Source organism: Kordiimonas sp., assembly GCF_048264555.1.
Classification (GTDB): domain Bacteria; phylum Pseudomonadota; class Alphaproteobacteria; order Sphingomonadales; family Kordiimonadaceae; genus Kordiimonas.
The window spans coordinates 439,966-460,374 of record NZ_JBLXCX010000001.1; the positions used below are offsets into that span (position 1 = coordinate 439,966).

Below are 20,409 nucleotides of genomic sequence, written 5' to 3' on the forward strand. Positions count from 1 at the left end.
GCGGCTAATCAGGCGGCTTCGGCAATGCCGTAGATGCGCTCCACCATCGCAAAAAGCCCGTTGGCGCGCAGGGGCGACAGGTGGGACGCGAGGCCAAGCTGGTCAAGGATCGCTCGCGCGTCCGTCGCCTTGATCTCCGCCGGGGTTTTGCCTGAGAAGATCAAGAGCATAAGCGCCACCAGCCCCTTGACGATATGGGCGTCGCTGTCACCGCGCAGGATGATGCGGCCTTCTGCGTCCACCTCAGGCACCAGCCAAACCTGGCTCTGGCAACCGCGCACCTTGTATTCGTCCGTCATCTCATCGTCGCTGAGCGGCGGCAGCTTGCGGCCCAGATCAATGATATAGCGATACTTGTCTTCCCAATCCTCGAGAAACTCAAATGTATCCAAAATTTCAACGATCGTTGTATTTTCAAGCGACATCGTATATCCCAAACGCTACGGTACCTTGACAGTCAGGCGTTTCGCCCGACCTAATGTCTCGAGTGTCTAAAGGATCAGGCCAGTGAATAAAAGGCCAAAAACCGAATGACAGCCTTCGGGCAAAGCGAGGGGAGCGCCTATGTCATCGAACCAAACCGGTTATCCACGCCCGGCCTATGCGTGGTATATGGTGGCATTGCTGCTGGTTATCTACACCTTTTCTTTCATCGACCGGCAGATTCTTGGCCTGCTTGGCCCCGCGATCAAGGCAGATTTTGGTATTTCTGACACCCAGTTCGGGGTGCTGACCGGCTTTGCCTTTGCGGTGTTCTATACTGTCTTTGGCCTGTTCTGCGCCCGGATCGCAGACAGCCGCAGCCGGCGCGGGCTTATCGCCGCGGGCCTGCTGCTCTGGAGTTTGATGACCGCCGCTTCGTCGCTCGCGCGCAGTTTCACCACACTTTTCCTTTTGCGGATTGGTGTGGGTGTGGGCGAGGCAACACTGGCGCCCGCCGCCAACTCCCTGCTGGCGGACAGCTTCCCGAAAGAACGGCTTTCAACGGCGCTAAGCGTTTATTCCATGGGCATTCCCATCGGCTCGGCGCTTGCTTTCATTGTAGGCGGCACGGTCATTGACCTCGCGGAAACCATGCCCGATATCGCCATCCCCGGCTTTGGCCTTTTGGGGAACTGGCAAAAAGCCCTCCTGATGGTGGGCCTGCCGGGTATCCTGCTCACGCTTCTTATGTTCACCATCAAGGAACCCATCCGTAAAGGCGGCGTGGCAAGTGAGAGCGCGAGCCTGCCCATCTCAGTGGTCGCAAAACATGTGCTGGGCCGTTTCCGCGCTTATGCTGGCATCTGTTTTGGTGTTTCTTTTGTGGCAATGCTTGGTTTTGGCACGCTCATTTTCCTCGCTTTTTTCTTCTACCGCTATCACGGCGTGATGCCCGGTGAGGCCGGTAAGGTGTTTGGCTCCATCTCCATCATCACGGGGCCCATTGGGCTATTGCTTGGCGGTTATCTCGCCGACAGTTGGTTCAAACAAGGCAAAAAGGATGCGCACATCCGCGCGCTTCTTGTGGCGCCGCTTGGATACGGTATCCCCGCCCTGATCCTGCCGTTCATGCAGGACATAACAACGGTGTGGGTCGTGCTCGGGCTTTCCAATCTCTTTATCAACCTGCCGTCCGGTGTCGCCTTTGCGGCCCTCCAGATCATCACGCCGAACCAGATGCGCGGGCAGGTCATTGCGCTTTATGTGCTGTGCACCAGCATTATCGGCTATGGCTCCGGCCCGTGGCTCATCGGCTTTTTCACCGACTATCTGTTTGGTGACGAGATGATGCTCAACTATTCGCTTGCGCTTGTTGCGGCCATCACAACACCCGCCTGTATTGGCCTGCTGCTTTGGGGGCGCAAAGCTTTTGCCGCCGCCGTGGTGGAAGAGGAAGAGCGCCAGAAGGCATTGGCACAAACGGTGGAGACCCCCGCGTCATAAGCAAACGGCGGGCTGTACCTGTCGCCTAAAATATGTACTGTATCCCCTTGGGTTTCATAAGGGCGCATATGGGGGAGGAGGCTGCCTCCCCGCGCGCCCAGGATCGACACGAGAACAACAAGGGGGAGCAGGAATGAATACGCTCAAACGTTTGGGCCTCACGGCTCTGGCCATTGCGTCTTTAGGCTTTGGCCTGTCTGCCGCAGATAGCACAAAAGACGAACTGCCTGACGGCACAGACGGTGAAGGCCGCTATGAACGCCTTGTGCTCAGAGGCGGCTATATTATCGACGGCACCGGCGGCCCGGCCTACGGCCCCGCTGATGTGGTGATCGAGAACAACCGCATCACCGAGATCAAAGTGGTTGGTGTGCCCGGCAGCCCAATCAAGGAAGAAGGTCGCCCCGCAAAAGGCGACCGCGAGCTGGACGTCACCGGCAAATACATCCTGCCCGGCTTTGTGGACGTGCACGCCCATATCCACGGCAAGGATTTTGGCCAAGGTGTCGCCCCCGACTATATCTTCAAGCTGTGGCTCGCCCACGGTGTGACCACCGCCCGCATCGTTGGTTTCAGCGGGTTTGAACGTACGCTTGATTTCAAGAAACGTAGTGCGGCGAATGAGATCACAGCGCCCCGGCTTGTGGCCTACCCGGCCTTCTCAGGCATCAAAAGCGTGAAGGAAGCCCGCGAGACCATCCAGCGCTTCAAGAAAATGGGCGCGGACGGTGTGAAATTTGTCGGCAACCCCAAAGCTGTGCTGATGGCGGGGCTTGATGAAGCGGAAAAGCTTGGCCTGCCCACCACCATGCACCACTCACAAACAGCCGTGACCGACGCCAATGTGCTCGACACCACCGCCCATGGGCTTGATAGCATGGAACATTGGTACGGCCTGCCGGAAGCCATGTTTGAAGACAAGCTTATTCAGGACTATCCGGCTGACTATATCTACACGGACGAGATGGACCGTTTTGGCGAGGCCGGGAAGCTTTGGAAACAAGCGGCCAAACCCGGCTCACCAAAATGGAACGAGGTGATGAATACGCTGCTCGAGCGTGATTTTGCCATCAACCCCACCTTCACCATTTATGTTGCCTCCCGCGATTTGATGCGCATGAGCCGCGCCGTATGGCACGACGAATACACCATGCCAGCCCTGTGGGATTTCTACCGCCCGAGCGCGGAAGCCCACGGCTCCTACTGGTTTGACTGGACCACAGAACACGAGATCGAGTGGAAGAAGAACTACAAACTTTGGATGCAGTTCATCAACGACTATAAAAACCGGGGCGGCAAAGTGGGTGTCGGCAGCGACACCGGCTATATCTACAGCCTCTATGGCTTTGGCTACATTCAGGAGTTTGAGCTTCTGCAGGAGGCTGGTTTCCACCCGCTTGAGGTTATCCGCTCTGCCACCACAATTGGCGCGCAGGAGCTGGGGATGGAGAGCGAAATTGGCGCCGTTGAAGTTGGCAAGAAAGCTGACATCGTGGTGGTGGATGAAAACCCGCTCCATAACTTCAAGGTGCTTTACGGCACAGGTGCCGTGAAACTGAACCGGGAAACCGGCCTTGTTGAGCGGGTTGGCGGGGTACGCTGGACCATCAAGGACGGTATTGTCTTTGACGCCGAAAAACTGCGGGCCGACGTACGCAAGATGGTGCGCGACGCTAAAATCGAGGCTGGCATGAACCCGGACAAACCGCTGGCAATTGCCAACAGTCCGGCCAAATAGCCACTTAAACGTTCAGGTATTGCACCGCTTCTCCGGGCTAAAGCTTTGCAGCTTTCAGGAGCGGTGCAGTATCGGGAATACCCGCGCCCACATCCACGGGCTCGATAGTGAAAAACTCAGCGCCAGAACTCAGGAGCGGGCCAAGGTTTTCACCGGGCTGCGGCTGCCAACCTTTATTGAAATAGAGGAAGGTGTCAATCTCGCCATGGGTGCCCCTGATGGGCAGGTTGAGGCTTTCATACCGGCGGGATTTATTGTCAGCGAACTCAAGGCTCATTTCGTGCCAGGCCGCACACGGTTGCGCAACGATCTTGTCCAGCCACTTATAGGCATAGTCATGCAGATGCTTGGGCAGATATTTGAAGAAGTCTTCGCCAACCGGGTCGTCCCCCATCTTGAGGTTGACCTCTGAGCCGAGGAGCCGATAGCGATAGTCGCGGGGGCCGTATTTTTTCACCATGGTGACATGAGCAAGCAAATCACCAAACATCATCGGCCTGACATTTTGCCAGAGCGGCACCAACTGCCCCGGCTCCCGAAAGGCGGACCAGACGTCATAAAAAGGAATGAATTTTCCGCTCACATGCTCCATGGCCTCTCCTGCAGGACACAGGATACCATAGCTTGCGCGTGCTCAAAAATGCTTATGGAAAATAGCTATTTATTCTTCTGGAACGCGCGAAAGAGAGAGCGTTTGCCGCGCGGCTGGTTAGCAAGCTTCGGCACACCTGCACCGATATCCACACCAACACATTCAAGGTGATTGGCACCCGCGCTGATGAGCCCACCAAGCTCATCCGGGTGTTTTTCCCCCCAGGCATAATTGCCAAAGAGGTAATAATCACCCTCACCGCCTTTACCAAGCAGCGGCAGGCCAAGCACCTGTGCACCCCGGCCCGCTTCGTTGTTGTATACGAGGTCCATCGTGGTGAGTGTGCCACAGCCGTGGGAACTCATGGCCTCAAACCAGTCGCTCAGAAACTCGCGAACCTCAGGCACAAAATATTCAAGCATGTTGAAGCCGACCGGGTTTTCCTGCTGGCGGGCACTGACGGCCGTACCCATGACCCGGTATTCATAGTGCCCACGGCCAGCGCGCTGAACGAGCACAATATTCGGCAACGCGGGCCCAAGCGACATGGGGTTAAACCGGTCGCGCGTTGGTATAATCTGACCATCAGACCTGATGCTATCCCACACCTCAAAAACAGCCCGGAAAATTTCGTTGTCCTCAATAGCCTTAAGCATATACCAGCCTCACATGAACACAGCCGCATATTAGGGATGCAATACCATACAAGCAACTGACAAGGCTCATTAAATGATCAAAAAAGAGGGCGGGAAGATCCCGCCCTTGCCTTTCTCGTCCTGGAGAGGATGGGAAAGTGAGTGTCTAAGTCCTGTCCGTCTAGTCTTCCAGCGCCCGGAGTTCCCTTTCAAGCCGGAACCGTTTGCTGGTCATATAGGTCTCCATCTCGCTTGTGCGGCGCTCGATATCGCGGAAGCGGCGGCGCAGCTCTGCTGCTGTATAGTCCGGGCTCTTGCGTGTCTGGCGCCAGAACTCCTCTTCCTTGTCGTCGCGGTAGAGGCCTTCGGGGCGGGGGTCCAGTGCCATGCCAAGCACAAAATACCCGATGATAAAGAGCCAGAAGCCTGTGAAGATCGCACCGACGATAGTGAGGAACCGAACAAGTCCAACCTTGACGCCAAGATAATCTGCAATCCCGGCACATACCCCCATGAAACGCCCTTCTTCGGGGATTTTATAAAGTTTGGTGGGGCGGCTGTTAAAACTTGTCATGATGGCGGCTCCTCCAGTCTGGTACTTCATCGTCCATGATGCGTTCCATGGTGCGCAACCGGTCCTCTAACCTGTCGGCGGCGGTACGCAGATCACCCAGTGACGCTTCGTCTTCTGCTGTGATGCCCTTCATCTGCTTCCACTTCGTGATGTAGTGGAAAATGATCCAGAGCGGCGCCACGATCACCAACAGTAATATTGGTATGACTTCCATTGTTGACCCTTCCTCTTTTTCTTATTGTGGGTGGGCGCCGATTATTTCGACGCCGGTTTTTTTGCAGGTGCCTTGGCAGCTGGCTTTGCAGCACCACCGCTTGATTTAGCCTTAAGGGCTGCAAGCTCTTTCTCGATATCATCGTCCGCTTCAAGTGCACGGAACTGATCTTCAAGGTTTTCACCGCGACCGATCGTCATGGCTTCTGCTTCACCTTCAAGGCGGTCAAGACGGGCATCTACCTTATCAAAGCGGTCAAACGCGTCCTGGATACGGTTGTCATAGAGGTTCTTGCGAACCCGAACCTGGTTGGTGGCTGACTTGTGCCGCGCCTGCATGCTGGCTTTCTTCGCCCGTGCTTCACGCAGTTTGGCATCAAGCTTGATGACATCTTCCTCGTTCCGCGTCAGCGCCTCGGAAAGATGCTTCAGCTCTTCCTTGAGGTGCGCTTCCATATCAGCCACTTTGGCTTTCTCGATCAGCGCGCCCTTGGCGAGATCGTCACGACCCTTGGAGATAGCAAGCTCTGCTTTTTTCTCCCATTCAGCCTGTGCGCTTGAGGTTTTTTTGATGCGACGCTCGAGGTCTTTCTGGTCTGCGATTGTTTTCGCAGCGGAAGAACGAACCTCAACCAGCGTATCTTCCATCTCCTGAATAACCATGCGGATGATTTTTTCAGGATCCTCGGCTTTATCGAGAATGGCATTGATATTGGAGTTGATGATGTCGGTCAGGCGGGAAAAAATACCCATTTTTATTGTCCTTTCTTAAGTCCTCGCTTACGTGTCCCGGGTGGCTTTCGCGGCCATTTTTTCTGGGACTTCCTCCCCGATTTATGCTCGAGAGCAACCTGGGCCACTTTAACCTTGGCCTCTTTTAGTCGCTGACCCGGCGTCCCCTCGCAGACGCCGGGCTAGGCGTTGAAACTAGTGGAAACGGCGACGACGACGCTCAATGCGGCGATTACGACGCTCTACGCTCTGGTTGCGGCCTTCCGACTGGCGGATCAGGCCAAAACCGGCAATCATGCCATCAAGCTCTGCGCTTGTGTCGTTCATGGCTGAAAGGGCTGAGCTAAGTTGCAACATCTTGTTCATCGTTTGTGTCCTCTAGTTCCGTTCGCTGTCTTTGTTGTTTTTCTGTCAGTCTTTTTCTGTATCTCTCGCTGACGATCCAATATTTGCAGGGGGCGTGCCAGTTTTTGAGAAAAAATTAAGCCATTGAATTTAAAGGATATTTTTATAATCACTCAAAATATTCGATATTCATGCTGATTATATTTGCTAATAGTTAGTGAAAAATACTAATATTCAGCACCATGGAATTACGCCAAGATCAGATTATCGGCAGCTCGCCCGCTTTCCTCGACCTGATGGACCGTATCAGCCGCGCCGCCCCTCTTGACCGCCCCCTTCTGGTGATCGGTGAACGCGGCACAGGTAAGGAGCTGATTGCCGCGCGCCTGCACTATCTTTCCAACCGCTGGAACAGGCCGTTCCAGAAAATGAACTGCGCGGCGCTTGCGGAAACCCTGCTTGAGAGCGAACTTTTTGGGTATGAGCCCGGTGCTTTCACCGGTGCCCGCAACAGGCGCGCAGGCCGCTTTGAGGCGGCCGACCAGGGCAGCCTGTTCCTTGACGAGATTGGCACCATGAGCATGTCCGCCCAGGAGAAGCTCCTGCGCGTGATTGAATATGGCGAATTTGAACGTGTTGGCGGCAATGAGACGATCGAGGTGGACGTGCGCGTTGTGGGTGCCACCAACATCGACCTGCCGGCAGCAGCCGACGCGGGCGAGTTCAGGCATGACCTTCTCGACCGGCTGGCCTTTGATGTCATCACTGTACCGCCCCTTCGGGAGCGCCCGGAAGACATCATGCTGCTTGCGGAACATTTCGGCCGCAACATGGCGCGGGAGCTTGAGTGGCTCGTCTTCCCCGGTTTTAGCGACAAAGCCGAGGACGAGATGATGTGCCACAGGTGGCCGGGCAATGTGCGGGAGCTCAAGAATGTGGTTGAACGCGCGATCTACCGGGCATGGGACGGTGAAAAACCGATCTGCGATATTGTGTTTGACCCGTTTGACAGCCCCTATCGCCCGCCCGTGAAAAGAAACCGTATGACGGCGCAACCGGCCCCTGTCGCACCACCGGCGGAAAGCAAGGAGCCCCCCAAGCGAGAGCTTCCCGACGGCCCCTTCTGTTTTAAGGAAACCGTCATAGCTTATGAGAAGAAACTTCTCTCCCACGCCATGGAAGACGCACGGTTTAACCAGCGGGTTGCCGCCAAACATCTGAACCTCAGCTACGACCAGTTGCGGCACGCGCTGAAGAAACATGACCTCCTCTAGAGGTGATGCGATCTTGTCTTGACCATACCACGCAGCCAGCGCCATAGTGCGGCCATGTCAGAGAACCCGTTCATTCATAAACGCCAGCGCCAGCGCGCGAAAAAAACCGCGCTTTTGAGCACGCGGAATATTTTTGGCCTTATTGCTGTGATGCTCGCCGCTTACGCGGCCTTCCGCCTTTGGGTGGGGGACCCAACCACCGCCATTTGTGAAGACGGCTGTGAATCACTCTATAGCCTCGCGGCCTGGGTTCTGGGTTTCTTCATGCTGTTTGCCGTGGTGATTGCAGCTGGTGCCGTTGTTGGTTTGCTCGTCGCCTTCATTCGCCGCCGCGCAGACGCGGGCGAAAGTGCGATCACCCGCATGCAGGAAAACGAAGCCGCCGCCAAACAGTCTCCCACCCAAGGTAGCGACCAGCCTTAGCCCCTGCCCTTAAATGGGGTTAGCCTTCTCACGCGCGGCTTGTGACGTGGGTTTGGGCGGCGACCATTTTTTCGGACCCGCCGCCACCACGGTTTTCCCATCATCTGACAGCTTGAAGGTCTGGCGTTTCAGAATCTCATTGCCCACGTTTGAGCACATCACGATCACAGCCAGATAGTGGTAGAAGAGGTCAAACGTGGCAATATTCACCGTGAGCCCACCAACCGCATACCCCACGAGCCCAAGCTGAATGGCGGCGCTGAGATCCCCGATCCACTTGGTTTCCTCATGTTTGCGCATATCCTTTGCAACGGTACCCGCCGCGTACCATCCGGTCAGCAGCATACTCAAATATAGCAGGAGGCCGGTGTATCCATGCTCCGCCAACACTTCAAAATAGGCCGAGTGTGGCGCCCGCGCTGTCTCGCCCGGAGGCATATAAAGTTCCTGTGCGCGGCGAATATAAAAGACGTTATACCCACCGCCTTCAATGGGATTGTCATCCGCCACATTTGACGAGAACCGCCACATCACCACCCGCCCCTGAAAGCTCGAATCCTCCGTTGCGTTCTCCGTACTCTGCATCCGGTTTTTCCAACTGTCCGGCATGAAATAGAGACCACCAACAATGAGGGGGATCAGCACAGCAATCAGCTTGAACTTATATTTGGTTTTTAGGAGCATCATGCCCATCACGGCCGCAAGCGCGACAAACCCGCCACGGGACTGGGTACCCACAATCGACAGCATGATAGCAACCGTGGCACCAGCAAATGGCCACTTGAGTATCTTGAGCGGCGGATACTGCACAAAATACATGGCGAGCGGCAACAGCATCGCCATCGCCATCGCAAGCTGGTTGTTGTCCTCCATCATGCCGCCCGCGCCCTGCACACGACCGCTACCCCCTGTCATGATGGTAAAAAGCCCACCTTTGATACCGATGTAAGCAAGCGAGGCCACCATCACAAACACGAAGGCTTTCAACCGATTCGGCGACTGCATCACCATCATTGCCACAAAGGCAAACAACAGCACCTTGAACACATAGGTATATTTCTCAACCGAATAGCTTGGCTCAAAACCGAGGATGGTGGTGAAGGTCACCCACACAAAATATATGAGAATAATCGCCACAATCGGATGGGCGGGCAGACTTTTTTTATCCTTGCTGAGAAGCAGCCCGCCAATCGTGAGCGCCGCCACAAAGTCCAGAAACGGGAAGAACATTGCAAAGCCATAGGTCTGCTTGTGCGGGTTCATGTGCGAAATCCAGTCCCACAACAAAATCCCGACGAAGGGTTTGAAGAGGATGAAAGGCATCCACATAAACATCAAAAGGGCGACAATCGCACCACGCATGACAGCACTTCCCTTTGCTTTAAGAACAGGCGTTCGCCCTATTGTGCCTCAGCCCTCATAGCTTGCGCAAGTCTATCGCTTGACAGGCTTTTTTGAAGTCATAGCATGGGGCGCACATTAGGGGAGAAATTCAATGCGCCACTTAGCTGTGATGTTGGTTGCCATGGTGCTTGGCACCACAAATGTTGCCTCGCAAGGCACGCCGCCCATGGGCACCGCACCTGAGGTTGCTGATCTCGTGATCTGGGGCGGCCCAATTTACACGGCGGACGACAGCCAACCACAAGCCGAGGCTGTGGCCGTGAAGGACGGCCGGTTTATTTTTGTGGGTGCCCGCGCGGGCGCAGAGGCCCTCATAGGTGACAGCACAACGGTGCTCTCGCTTGATGGTGCTGCACTTTTCCCCGGCTTCACGGATGCGCACGCTCATATGTCCGGCATCGGCTCCCGCGAGCTGACCCTCAACCTTGAGGGCATTCCCTCGATCAAGGCACTACAGAAAGCCGTAAGCGACTGGGCGACAACCCATGATGCGCCCGTACTTTTTGGCCGCGGCTGGATCGAAACCCACTGGCCTGAGGCACGTTTCCCCACACGGTGGGATATTGACGCCATCCTCCCCGATGTGCCTGTTGTGTTGCGGAGGGCTGATGGCCATGCACTGGTTGCCAACTCCAAGGCCCTTGAAGCTGCGGGTATCAGTGAGGCAACCGAAGCACCTTTTGGTGGTGAAATTCTCAAGAACGCACTGGGTGAGCCAACCGGCATGCTGGTTGATGCGGCGATGAACCTCATTGCACCGCTGATGCCCGAACAAACGGACGCTGACCTCAACCAACAGCTCATGGTCGCAAGTGAAGTTTATGCCCGCTACGGCTGGACAGGCATGCACAATATGTCTGTCTCGTGGGATGAGGTTGAAGCGCTTGAGATGCTAACGGGCACCGGGGATGTCAACATCCGTGTCTATAACTCGGTAAACCCCGAGGAAGCGGACAAGCTTTTCATCGGCGGCAAGCGTGAAAGCGCCGATGGGCATATCATCACCCGCGCGATCAAGCTTTATATGGACGGCGCCCTGGGCTCTCGCGGCGCAGCACTGCTCGAGCCCTATGCAGATGCTGCAACAAGCTCAGGCCTTCTTCTCACCACCAAAGAAGAAACCATGCCGATCCTGCGGCAAGCACTTTCCCTTGGCATTCAGGTCAACACACACGCGATTGGTGACCGGGGCAACCGCCTGCTGCTTGACTGGTACGAAGAAGTTATGGGCGAGATCCCTAGCGTTGAACGCGCGGTTGCGGAACCCCGCTGGCGTGACGAGCATACACAGATCGTCAACCCGGCAGATATCCCGCGCTATCAGGCGCTTGGTATTATCCCATCCATGCAGCCAAGCCACGCGATTGGTGACCTGCATTTTGCACCCGCCCGGCTTGGTGATGACCGCCTTGTTGGGGCATATGCATGGCAAAGCTTTATCGACAGCGGCGTGATCGTGGCAGGTGGCTCAGATGCCCCGGTTGAGCGTGGTGACCCGCTTATCGAATATTATGCTGCCACCTACCGTCATGATCTCGCGGGCTTTCAGGGGCCAAACTGGCATGCGGAAGAAGCTGTTAGCCGGGCGGATGCCCTCAAGATGTTTACACTCTGGCCCGCCATTGCCTCCTTCCAGGAAGACCGCATCGGCTCCATCACTGTTGGCAAGGAAGCGGATATGACAGCCTTCTCTGTCGACCTGATGACAGCCCCCGCCGCTGATATCCCGAAAGGCGAAGCGATTATGACGGTCGTGGGTGGCGATATTATTTATGTGAAAGAATAGAGCAGCCGCTACGCTCTAAAGCTTACCCGAGCCCGCCGGTGACCCCGGCGGGCTTTTTCTATGCCCGCCTGTCGCAAAAAACCGCCACGCCCGTTTTATGCCCAGATGTAAATACGCAAAAAGTAGATACGAATGGGGGGACAGATAGATGGCACCACGGTTATGGCCTGGCCGAGCAAGCACTCGGGCGATATTGCTGGCAACTGCGATAGGTATTAGCGCCTCTTTCGGCCAGGTCACGCTGTCTGCTGACGCACCCACAGCAAACCCGGGTGAAACCCTGATCGGCACCCCGCTCAGAACGCCAGACTTCTCGCAAGAAACCTTCAAAAGGCTGAGCGAGGATTTAGCCATTGCTGAAGCCCGCATGCGCATCGCACCGGACCGGGAAGACAGTTTTATCTGGCTTGGCCGTCGCCACGGCTATCTGGGGAACTATGAAAAAGCCGTTGAAGTCTTCACCCAAGGCTTGGCGAAGTTCCCTGAAAGCTACCGGCTGCTGCGCTACCGGGCGCGTCATCTGGCCCGCAGCCGGCAGTTCGTCCAGTCCATCACTGACTATGAGCGTGCCGCCCAGCTGATGGAAGACCTACCCGACACGGTAGAGCCTGACGGCATGCCCAATGCCCTCGGCCTGCCGCTCGGGACCTATAAATCCAACATTCATTATTACTGGGGCCAGACCAGCTTTGCGGTCGGAGACTATACCACCATGCTGCGCGGTATGGAGCGTGCCATGGAACTGGTGCCCGACTATGCCTATAACGACCTTCTGGTGCCCACCAGCCTGTGGCGCTATATGGCGCTGATGAAGCTGGGCCGGAGAGCCGAAGCCCAGCGCATCATTCGGGCCGTACCCTCAGACCTGAGCCTGATAGAAAACCACGCTTATTATGAAGCCGTGCAGTATCTGAATGGCAATCTGGAAGAGGCTGTGAGCAAAAGTAAAAACAATATATTGCTCGCCTTCACCATCGCCATGCAGGACATGTTTGAGGGCAATCACACTGAGGCTCAAGCACGGCTGGAGCATATCGTGAAACGCAGCGCGCTTGGGTTCTGGCCCGCAGAAATTGAGCTTGTCTCCACCTATAAAGTCACACCCCAGTAAGCGGTATAGCCAAAAGAAATACGGGGCCGCCACCATAGCCCCCCTATGGTGACCATCCATCTCCTCCCGCGGCCTCAAAAAACCCCGGCAAGGCGTCATGCCCTGCCGGGGTTCCCCATTTCTGGGCTAGCGGTATATCACCGTGTTGGCTTAACCCTCGGTCAGCCCTTTTTCCATATCGTCAAAACGGCTTGTGATGCTGTCGCTTGGTGCTTTTGTCATCCGGCTCACAATCAGGATCGCAAGTGTTGCCACAAGCGCACCCGGCGCGAGTTCAAACATCACACTGCTCGGGCTTTCCCCGCCGATGGTGAAGGGGGCATATATCCACACAAGCACCGTGACGGCCCCACTTACCATGCCCGCAATTGCACCGGCTGCGTTCATGCGCTTCCAGAAGAGGCTCAGGATCACAAGCGGGCCAAACGCCGCGCCAAAGCCCGCCCAGGCGTTACCCACAACAGAAAGCACACTTGAGGAACTGTCATACGCGAGCGCAATGGCGGCCAGAGCCACCAGCACCACAGACAACCGCCCAACAAGCACCAGTTCTTTCTGGCTGGCGTCCCGGCGAATGAAAATTTTATAGAAATCCTCCGTCAGCGAACTGGAAGACACCAGCAACTGACTTGAGATCGTGCTCATGATCGCCGCCAATATTGCCGCGAGCAGAAAACCCGCGATGAGCGGATTGAAAAGGATCTGCGATAGCACGATGAAAATCGTCTCCGGGTCTTCAAGCTGAAGACCAAACTTGGTGACATAAGCGAGCCCGACAAAACCTGTCGACATCGCACCAATCACGGAAACAAACATCCAGCTCATGCCAATACGCCGCGCGGTACGAATTTCCCGAACCGACCGGATGGCCATGAAACGCACAATAATATGCGGCTGGCCAACATAGCCCAACCCCCAGGAGAGGGCCGAGATGACCGCAAGCACAGACATGCCGTGCGTCACGCTAACAAGCGTTGGGTCAACGCTTGAAGCGGCCGCCATCAGCTCGCTCAAACTGCCAAATTCGCTATAGGCCACAAACGGCACCAGGATCAGCGCCACAAACATGATACAGCCTTGGGCAAAGTCGGTCATGCTGACGGCCAGAAAACCACCAATCATGGTGTAAAGCACAACAACACCTGCCGTGATGAAAAGCCCCAGCTCATAGGAAAGCCCGAACGAACTTTCAAAAAGCTTGCCGCCCGCCAGCACGCCTGAGGATGTATAGAGCGTGAAGAAGATGATAATCACCACAGACGGCACAATACGCAAAAGCTGTGTCTTGTCTTCAAAGCGGCGCTCAAAAAACTCAGGCAGCGTGATGGCGTCATCCGCAAGCTCCGTATAAACACGGAGCCGAGGTGCCACGACGAGATAGTTCATGAAGGCGCCCAAAAAAAGCCCAGCCGCAAGCCAGGCATTGGAAAAGCCGCTCAGGTACACGGCACCCGGCAGGCCCATCAAGAGCCACCCGCTCATGTCAGAGGCACCGGCAGAAAGCGCCATCAGGCCCGGGCCGAGCTTACGCCCCCCAAGCATGTAGCCCGAGACGTCGTCAGTTGATGTGCGATAAGCGTAAAAGCCGATACCCAGCATTAAGATGAAATAGAGCGCGAGCGATACGAGCGTACCTGTCGCCATAATGTTCCCCCCTTATTTGAATTTTTATGATCTCCCCAGAGATACAAAACATACCGGGATAAAACGCGAGCCGCCACGCTTTGCGACATTGCCAGCGCATGCCGGGCGCTAACCGGCGGACTTTATCTTCTGCTCCGGCAAGGATGTAACGCGATATTCACTGGGGGTCATACCAACCTCCGCCTTGAAGGCATCATTGAATACAGACTTTGTACCAAACCCCGCATCCATGGCGATATCGAAAACCGAGCTGTCTTTCCGGGCGGGATCAGCGAGAAATTCTTTTGCGTCCGCGACCCGGCATGACCGCAGATAGGCCCGAAAGCTCTGGCCCGAGCATCTGTTCACAGCGTTTGAAAGCTCACGCGGTGTAACAGCGAGTGTGTCTGCAACAGACGCAAGGCTCAGCGTATCCTGCCGGTGCATGCCCTCCCCTTTAAACGCAGCCTCAAGCCGCGCAAAAACATCACGGTCAAAATCGGTGACAGGGAGTTCTTTCTCACTGTCCTGCACCGGTGTATCGAGATAAATCTCGGGGCGGATAATCGCCCACCACATCAGGGCCAGCGTCACCGCACTCGCGCCAAAGGCTTTCAAGGCCACAGTTGCCTCAATCGGTATCCAGTCCCCCGCGCTGCCGGGCATGATGTAAAGCACGCCACTCCAGAGCGATGACCAAACCAGCATCAGAATAAACGCCGCCAGCCATACAAGCCTGTTTTTCTGCGCAAGCGCATGGCGGTTCCGCCACAACTCAACGCCAGCCACAAAGCCGTACGCAACCCGGCTAACCGAAGCCGCCCACAAGAACGTGGTGAAGCTTGTGGACGGAATGCCAAGGCTGAACGCCACAGCAACCGGAAAGGGCACCATGTGAATCCAGTGGAACATGGTGCGTGAGCCGGATATCTGGCTCCTGACCAGCCACCAGACGGAAGGCCCCGCGAGGAACATGAGCGCAATTGTCCCGTTCCTGATCCAGCTTGCGTCATTCAGGTGGTAGCCGAAAAAAAGGCTGTTCCCGAGCCACATAAGAAGAAAGGTGAACTGCACCGCAGGTGTCGCCCGCTTTTGCAGGGAAAAGGCGAACAGAAAGAGGGCCAAAACGGCCCTTACCGCCAATAAAATAAGGATGATATCCACTATTTCCCCGCCCGTGCTTTCCTGCCCTGTTTTTGGGTATCAGGTATATTGTTTTACCAACTTCCTACGCACACGCAAACCATACCTTCGGTCTAGGGCGTCCGTGCATTGCGGACGGCGAAAAACATCCACGCAGTCGCCTCCGGCGCGACAGAGATGGACGCGGCGATCCATGAAATCGCCACCAATATTCAGGAAGCCTCAAACGGGGTAGATAACGTGAGCCGCAACATGCAGCGCATCGTTGAAGAAACCACCCGTGCAGGCGCCGCCGTGGACAGCATTGCCGCTGAAAGCGAACGGCTGGTGGAATAGTCAACGCAAGGTGCGGAGAAATTCCTTCACGCAAGGGCGGAGCCTATGGCGGCTCTATAAGAGGATACAGGCCGAGTGAGCTACCCATACCTAGCGGCGTAGCGAGCGAAGAGGGCCACTCATAAGTTGGTTCCCTACATCAGCAGGGAGCCATCTTTTACTGCTCTGTGGCATTTTTCTCGTCAGTGAGAAAGCGCCTATACCGATATATCAGATAACCTGAATAAGCCGCCGTCGACGTGATTGATACAGATGCCCAAAAAATACTGAGCCCCAGAAGATAATGAAGCAAGGCAACTCCAATCAAACTCGCGATAACCAACACCACAAGTGCATACATAAGGCGCGAACGCGCTTTGATCGTACCCCCGAACATTTTTATTACCTTCAAAAGAACAAGCTGCTTGCTGTTATGCGTCTTGGATCGCTCCCACATTGCCAGTAACAACAGCTTGAGTTTGAGCAATGATCGTCTGAGTTTGCCCTCGGACACCCGTACCAACAACCCATGAAAATTCTGGAATAATCGCCTGCACCCCTTTCACGATAGCCCATTCATCATCCCCAAACATAAACCCCCGACCACAGGGCCGGGGGTTTGGTGTTTTAGCCTGAAGGTTTAGCCTTCAGCAGCGTCGCCCATATCGGCTTTATCATCCTTTTTTGGCCCGTGTTTTTCGAACCATGCGAGGATGTTGCCAACCTTCTGCGCCAGATTGCTTGGCTTGGCGGCAATGCCGTGACCGGAGCCGGGGATGCGCACCATCACGCTATCCACCTTCTGGAGTTTGAGGGCCTGGTAATATTGCTCCGTCTCCGACATCGGGGTGCGGTAATCCACCTCACCGGTCAGCAGCATGGTTGGCGTTTTCACGTTGCCCACAAGGCTAAGCGGTGAGCGTGCCCAGTAATGGTCGGGCGCGTTCCATGGCATGTCCGGGAACCAGTATTTAGTGAAGAAGGGGCTGAAATCAGCGGTCAGCACAAAGCTGGCCCAGTTGATCACAGGTTTCGCCACCACAGCGGCCCGGAAACGGTCTGTTTTGCCCACGATCCAGGCGGTAAGCACACCACCGCCCGAGCCACCAGTGACATACATCTCGTCTGTGTTGACAGCACCGGTTTTGATCACTTCATCCACCGCGTCCATCAGGTCGTCATAGTCGTTGGACGGATAATTGTGGTGGATGGTGTTGGCAAAATCATTGCCGTAGGATGTGCTGCCGCGCGGGTTGCCGTAAAGCACCATATAGCCTTTTGCTACATACATCTGCACCTCAGCCGAGAAGTGCGGGCCATAGGCTGTGTGCGGGCCGCCGTGGATCTCAAGGATCAGCGGGTATTTTTTGCTGGCGTCAAAGTCCGCAGGTTTTGCGAGCCAGAACTGAAGCGCCCGGCTATCGGTGGAGGCCGCGAGTTTCACCTCTTCAACGCTCGCCATCGCCTTGTGGCCCAGCACGTCGCTGTTGAGGTCGGTGAGCACATCAACACGGCCAATGCGGTTCACCACCGCGAGGTCCGCCGGCCTGTCAAGGCGCGAGAGCGTGAAAATCACCCGGCCATCATCCGCCACACGGAAATCGCCAGAGGTGTATGGCCGCCCAAGCGTGGTGCCACCAAGCGCATCAGTGAGCACACGCCCGCCGCCCGAAAGCGTGGCATAGGCCACCAGCGTTTTGCCCTGGTCGTCATAGCTATAATAAAGGCCCTTGCCGTCCGGCGCCCACTGGAAACCGTTCACGCTGCGGTCAAGCTCAGCCGTGATAACAGATTTGCCGCTGCCGTCTGTGTTCATCACATTCAGGCGGTTGATCTGGTTCGACATTTTGCTGTCGTCAAAACCAAGGTAGGCAATGCGCTTGCCGTCGGGCGACAGCTCAGGCGCTGCGTCCGGGCCGTCCCGGTCGGTGAGCGCTGTGTAGGCACCGTCTTCCACATTCACGCGGTAGATTTCCGTGCCAAACGGGTTGAGCTGCCAGTCCTCGTTGCGGTTGGCGGAGACAAAAAGCGCTGAACCATCCGCAGACCAGCTGACCGGCCCGTTATGATGAAAGTCGCCTGATGTGATCTGGCGTGGTGTGCCGCCATCCGCTGGCACCACAAACACATGGGTGAAGCCGCGCGGCAGATAGCCCGCGCCGTCCGCCCGGTAAGTTACCTGATCAATCACCTTGGCAGGGCCTGCCCATTCAGCCCCCTTTGGTTTGGCTGGCAGGTTGAAGAGCGGCTTGGCGCTCGTGGGTACAAACATGGTGAAGGCGATCATCTTGCCGTCAGGCGACCACGCAAGCGCGCCGGGGCCAAACTGCAGGTCGGTTACCCGCGCCGTGTCACCGCTTGAAAGCCAGCGCACATAAATTTGCGACTTGCCCTCCACGGCGGACACATAGGCCATGCGGCTGCCGTCTGGCGAGAAGCGCGGCATACGATAGCTGTCCTTGCCGGAAAGCACCGGTTTGTGGCCGCTGCCGTCCAGCCCCACCTGCCAGATATTGGTGCGGGTGCTGTCGGTCATGATATCCATTGAGCGGCGTTCATAAACAACCGATTTGCCGTCCGGTGTCAGCCGTGCACCGGTGGCATACTCAAGGTTAAAGATATCTGTGTAATCGAACGATTTTTTATCGCCATCGTCAGCGAGCACGTGCCCACCACCTGCAACGAGCATGGCGGCTGCGCATATAATCCTCATCTTCATGAGCGTTCCCTTTTAAAGTCCACCCCACTGTGGTGACGGGAGCGTAGCAGAGCCGGGCCGCATTTCAAACCCTATGAGAAAAGACGTAATCCGTGCAGAATTTATTTACAAATTCGGATTAATGATGGTGTTCGGGCGAAGCCGGTTTTATAGGTTGTGACAGCGGAATTCTGTGAGCGCTTGAAAGTTGCTCAGGCCGCACACCAGCAACGGTGCACCACCGGGGGCCAGACAGGGAATTTATGTCAGCATCAGTGGAAGAAATAAAAAAAGAGCGCGAGCGGTTTGTGGCTTTTGCCTTCGCCGCCGCCGAGCTGTTTTTTGAAATTGACGGTAAAGGCACCATCGTATTTGAAGGCGGCGCTGCGGACCGCATCGGCACCGAGCCCGGTAAAAGCCTTGTTGGCGAAAATATCTTCGAACATATCGATGAAGATGACCGGGACGTTTTCTCCGCCCTTTTGATGCATCTTGAACATAAAGGCCGCATTGGCCCTATCCCTGTGCGGTTTTCTTCCGGGGGTGGGCGCGGTGTTGCGCTCCGGCTGTTTGCGCTTCGCATGCCGGGGGCTGAGGGCCGCGTGTTCCTCGCTCTCCGTGCCGCACCGCTTGGCACCGGCGGCAGCACAGAACAGAACACCGACCCTGAAACCGGCCTCCTCAACCGGGACAGCTTCATGGAGCTTGCATCCCGTACCATGAAGGAAAACCCGGCGGGCAGTAACCTTTACATGACCGCCATTGAAGTTGACGGCATTGAAGAAGCCAAAGAACGGTTTGGCCCCAAATATATGCACCAGTTGCTGTCGCGTGTGGCGGCGCACATGAAAACCCTGTCGGTGGACGGCGAGATCGCGGGCCAGATTGATGACCGGCACTTCGCGTTCCTGCACCGCGCCAAAGGGGACGGCAAGCAACTTGAAAAATCGCTCGGCAATGTGGACGAGAATGTAAAGCTGAAGGCGGCTTATTCCACCCTCGCGTCTGACACCGCAGATGTTGCTGAAGACCAGATTTTGCGCACGCTTTCTTATGTTTTGAACCAGTTCTGCAAAGACCCGGGCAAAGTGGATTTCAAAACCCTATCCACCGCCTATGAAACCATGGCCGGTGACGCACAGAAGCGTGTGGTGCAGATGCACAATATGATCGAGACCGGCAGCTTTAACATAGCGTTCCAGCCGGTTGTGTCGCTATCGAACGGCGATATTCACCACAATGAGGTGCTGAGCCGGTTTGACGAGCGCATGGGCGGCAGCACCCCGCTTGAGGTGATCAAATTCGCGGAAGATGTGGGCATCATTGAAGAGTTTGATATCGCCACAAGCAAGAAGGCGATCGACTATGTGCGCAAGATGAAAAAGCTGGGCACGCCGCTCACGCTTGCCATCAACCTTTCTGGCCGCACGATCGAGAGTGACCGGTATCTCAGCTCACTGATGGATGTGTTCAAAAACGCGAAGGATGTGTCGCGCTCGATCCTTCTGGAGCTCACTGAAACCGCCGCCATTACCAAGCTCGAGAAAGCCGAAGCCGTCTTTAGCGACTTGAAGGCGATGGACTACCGCATATGCCTTGATGACTTTGGCGCAGGCGCCGCGGGCTACCAGTACCTGCGCTCCTTCAACGTGGATTATGTGAAGATCGACGGCCAATATGTGCGGGACATGAACAACCCCGGCTATCGCCCCACTTTCCTGCTTTCCATAGTGCGCCTGTGCGCTGACCTTCGCATCAAAACCATTGGCGAGCATGTTGAAAACCGCTTCCAGGCGGATTTCCTGCGGTCACTCGGGGTTGATTTTGCGCAAGGGTTCCATTTTGGCAAGCCGGATTTCTCCCCCAAAACCAACTAG

Annotated in this window: 20 protein-coding genes; 8 read left to right on the forward strand and 12 right to left on the reverse strand. The window is 55.9% G+C overall.

Annotated features, from left to right (window positions below):
• Window positions 1-8 precede the first annotated feature (8 nt).
• Window positions 9-425 (reverse strand): SufE family protein, encoded by a 417-nt coding sequence (locus ACN0XZ_RS02120; RefSeq protein WP_417456057.1) that lies wholly within the window; start codon window positions 423-425, stop codon window positions 9-11.
• Window positions 426-564: 139 nt separating this feature from the next.
• On the opposite strand from ACN0XZ_RS02120, the gene ACN0XZ_RS02125 reads away from it, so the two are divergent.
• The gene (locus ACN0XZ_RS02125) at window positions 565-1,926 is read left to right on the forward strand and encodes a spinster family MFS transporter (RefSeq protein ID WP_417456058.1); all 1,362 of its coding nucleotides are present in this window, start codon (window positions 565-567) and stop codon (window positions 1,924-1,926) included.
• 133 nt (window positions 1,927-2,059) lie between these two features.
• Window positions 2,060-3,664 carry an amidohydrolase family protein gene (locus ACN0XZ_RS02130; protein WP_417456059.1) on the forward strand — a complete coding sequence of 535 codons (1,605 nt, stop codon included), beginning with the start codon at window positions 2,060-2,062 and terminating at the stop codon, window positions 3,662-3,664.
• Window positions 3,665-3,701: 37 nt separating this feature from the next.
• On the opposite strand, the gene ACN0XZ_RS02135 is transcribed toward ACN0XZ_RS02130, so the two are convergent.
• The 6 genes from ACN0XZ_RS02135 to ACN0XZ_RS02160 form a co-directional block, all read right to left on the reverse strand.
• On the reverse strand, window positions 3,702-4,256 hold the full coding sequence (locus ACN0XZ_RS02135; RefSeq protein ID WP_417456060.1) for a PAS domain-containing protein: 555 nt from the start codon (window positions 4,254-4,256) through the stop codon (window positions 3,702-3,704).
• Window positions 4,257-4,321: 65 nt separating this feature from the next.
• Window positions 4,322-4,912, reverse strand: a complete 591-nt coding sequence (locus ACN0XZ_RS02140) for a PAS domain-containing protein (RefSeq protein WP_417456061.1) — start codon at window positions 4,910-4,912, stop codon at window positions 4,322-4,324.
• Window positions 4,913-5,072: 160 nt separating this feature from the next.
• On the reverse strand, window positions 5,073-5,465 hold the full coding sequence (gene pspC / locus ACN0XZ_RS02145) for an envelope stress response membrane protein PspC (RefSeq protein WP_417456062.1): 393 nt from the start codon (window positions 5,463-5,465) through the stop codon (window positions 5,073-5,075).
• Window positions 5,452-5,679 (reverse strand): envelope stress response membrane protein PspB, encoded by a 228-nt coding sequence (gene pspB, locus ACN0XZ_RS02150; RefSeq protein WP_417456063.1) that lies wholly within the window; start codon window positions 5,677-5,679, stop codon window positions 5,452-5,454. Before pspB ends, pspC begins: the two co-directional genes overlap by 14 nt.
• Before the next feature lie 41 nt (window positions 5,680-5,720).
• A complete protein-coding gene (gene pspA / locus ACN0XZ_RS02155; protein WP_417456064.1) occupies window positions 5,721-6,431 on the reverse strand; it encodes a phage shock protein PspA in 711 nt (236 codons plus the stop codon).
• A gap of 174 nt (window positions 6,432-6,605) precedes the next feature.
• The gene (locus ACN0XZ_RS02160; RefSeq protein WP_417456065.1) at window positions 6,606-6,776 is read right to left on the reverse strand and encodes a hypothetical protein; all 171 of its coding nucleotides are present in this window, start codon (window positions 6,774-6,776) and stop codon (window positions 6,606-6,608) included.
• Between the two features lie 221 nt (window positions 6,777-6,997).
• On the opposite strand from ACN0XZ_RS02160, the gene pspF reads away from it, so the two are divergent.
• Window positions 6,998-8,029: a phage shock protein operon transcriptional activator gene (gene pspF, locus ACN0XZ_RS02165; protein WP_417456066.1), complete on the forward strand. Its 1,032-nt coding sequence runs from the start codon at window positions 6,998-7,000 to the stop codon at window positions 8,027-8,029.
• An 18-nt stretch (window positions 8,030-8,047) separates the two neighbouring features.
• On the forward strand, window positions 8,048-8,452 hold the full coding sequence (locus tag ACN0XZ_RS02170; protein WP_417456067.1) for a hypothetical protein: 405 nt from the start codon (window positions 8,048-8,050) through the stop codon (window positions 8,450-8,452).
• A 9-nt stretch (window positions 8,453-8,461) separates the two neighbouring features.
• Here ACN0XZ_RS02170 and ACN0XZ_RS02175 read toward each other — a convergent pair whose 3' ends face one another.
• Window positions 8,462-9,814, reverse strand: a complete 1,353-nt coding sequence (locus ACN0XZ_RS02175; RefSeq protein ID WP_417456068.1) for a putative O-glycosylation ligase, exosortase A system-associated — start codon at window positions 9,812-9,814, stop codon at window positions 8,462-8,464.
• Window positions 9,815-9,947: 133 nt separating this feature from the next.
• Between ACN0XZ_RS02175 and ACN0XZ_RS02180 the strand changes: the two genes are divergently transcribed.
• Both ACN0XZ_RS02180 and ACN0XZ_RS02185 read left to right on the forward strand, forming a co-directional pair.
• Window positions 9,948-11,642 (forward strand): amidohydrolase, encoded by a 1,695-nt coding sequence (locus ACN0XZ_RS02180; RefSeq protein WP_417456069.1) that lies wholly within the window; start codon window positions 9,948-9,950, stop codon window positions 11,640-11,642.
• 148 nt (window positions 11,643-11,790) lie between these two features.
• Window positions 11,791-12,753: a tetratricopeptide repeat protein gene (locus tag ACN0XZ_RS02185; RefSeq protein ID WP_417456070.1), complete on the forward strand. Its 963-nt coding sequence runs from the start codon at window positions 11,791-11,793 to the stop codon at window positions 12,751-12,753.
• 150 nt (window positions 12,754-12,903) lie between these two features.
• Here the strand turns inward: ACN0XZ_RS02185 and putP are convergent, their stop codons facing one another.
• The gene (putP, locus tag ACN0XZ_RS02190; RefSeq protein ID WP_417456071.1) at window positions 12,904-14,397 is read right to left on the reverse strand and encodes a sodium/proline symporter PutP; all 1,494 of its coding nucleotides are present in this window, start codon (window positions 14,395-14,397) and stop codon (window positions 12,904-12,906) included.
• Window positions 14,398-14,505: 108 nt separating this feature from the next.
• A complete protein-coding gene (locus tag ACN0XZ_RS02195) occupies window positions 14,506-15,540 on the reverse strand; it encodes a helix-turn-helix domain-containing protein (RefSeq protein WP_417456072.1) in 1,035 nt (344 codons plus the stop codon).
• 108 nt (window positions 15,541-15,648) lie between these two features.
• Between ACN0XZ_RS02195 and ACN0XZ_RS02200 the strand changes: the two genes are divergently transcribed.
• On the forward strand, window positions 15,649-15,855 hold the full coding sequence (locus tag ACN0XZ_RS02200) for a hypothetical protein (protein WP_417456073.1): 207 nt from the start codon (window positions 15,649-15,651) through the stop codon (window positions 15,853-15,855).
• Window positions 15,856-16,265: 410 nt separating this feature from the next.
• On the opposite strand, the gene ACN0XZ_RS02205 is transcribed toward ACN0XZ_RS02200, so the two are convergent.
• Together ACN0XZ_RS02205 and ACN0XZ_RS02210 are read right to left on the reverse strand one after the other, a co-directional pair.
• Window positions 16,266-16,427 (reverse strand): hypothetical protein, encoded by a 162-nt coding sequence (locus tag ACN0XZ_RS02205; protein WP_417456074.1) that lies wholly within the window; start codon window positions 16,425-16,427, stop codon window positions 16,266-16,268.
• A gap of 47 nt (window positions 16,428-16,474) precedes the next feature.
• The gene (locus ACN0XZ_RS02210; RefSeq protein WP_417456641.1) at window positions 16,475-18,547 is read right to left on the reverse strand and encodes a prolyl oligopeptidase family serine peptidase; all 2,073 of its coding nucleotides are present in this window, start codon (window positions 18,545-18,547) and stop codon (window positions 16,475-16,477) included.
• 248 nt (window positions 18,548-18,795) lie between these two features.
• Between ACN0XZ_RS02210 and ACN0XZ_RS02215 the strand changes: the two genes are divergently transcribed.
• Window positions 18,796-20,409 carry an EAL domain-containing protein gene (locus ACN0XZ_RS02215; protein WP_417456075.1) on the forward strand — a complete coding sequence of 538 codons (1,614 nt, stop codon included), beginning with the start codon at window positions 18,796-18,798 and terminating at the stop codon, window positions 20,407-20,409.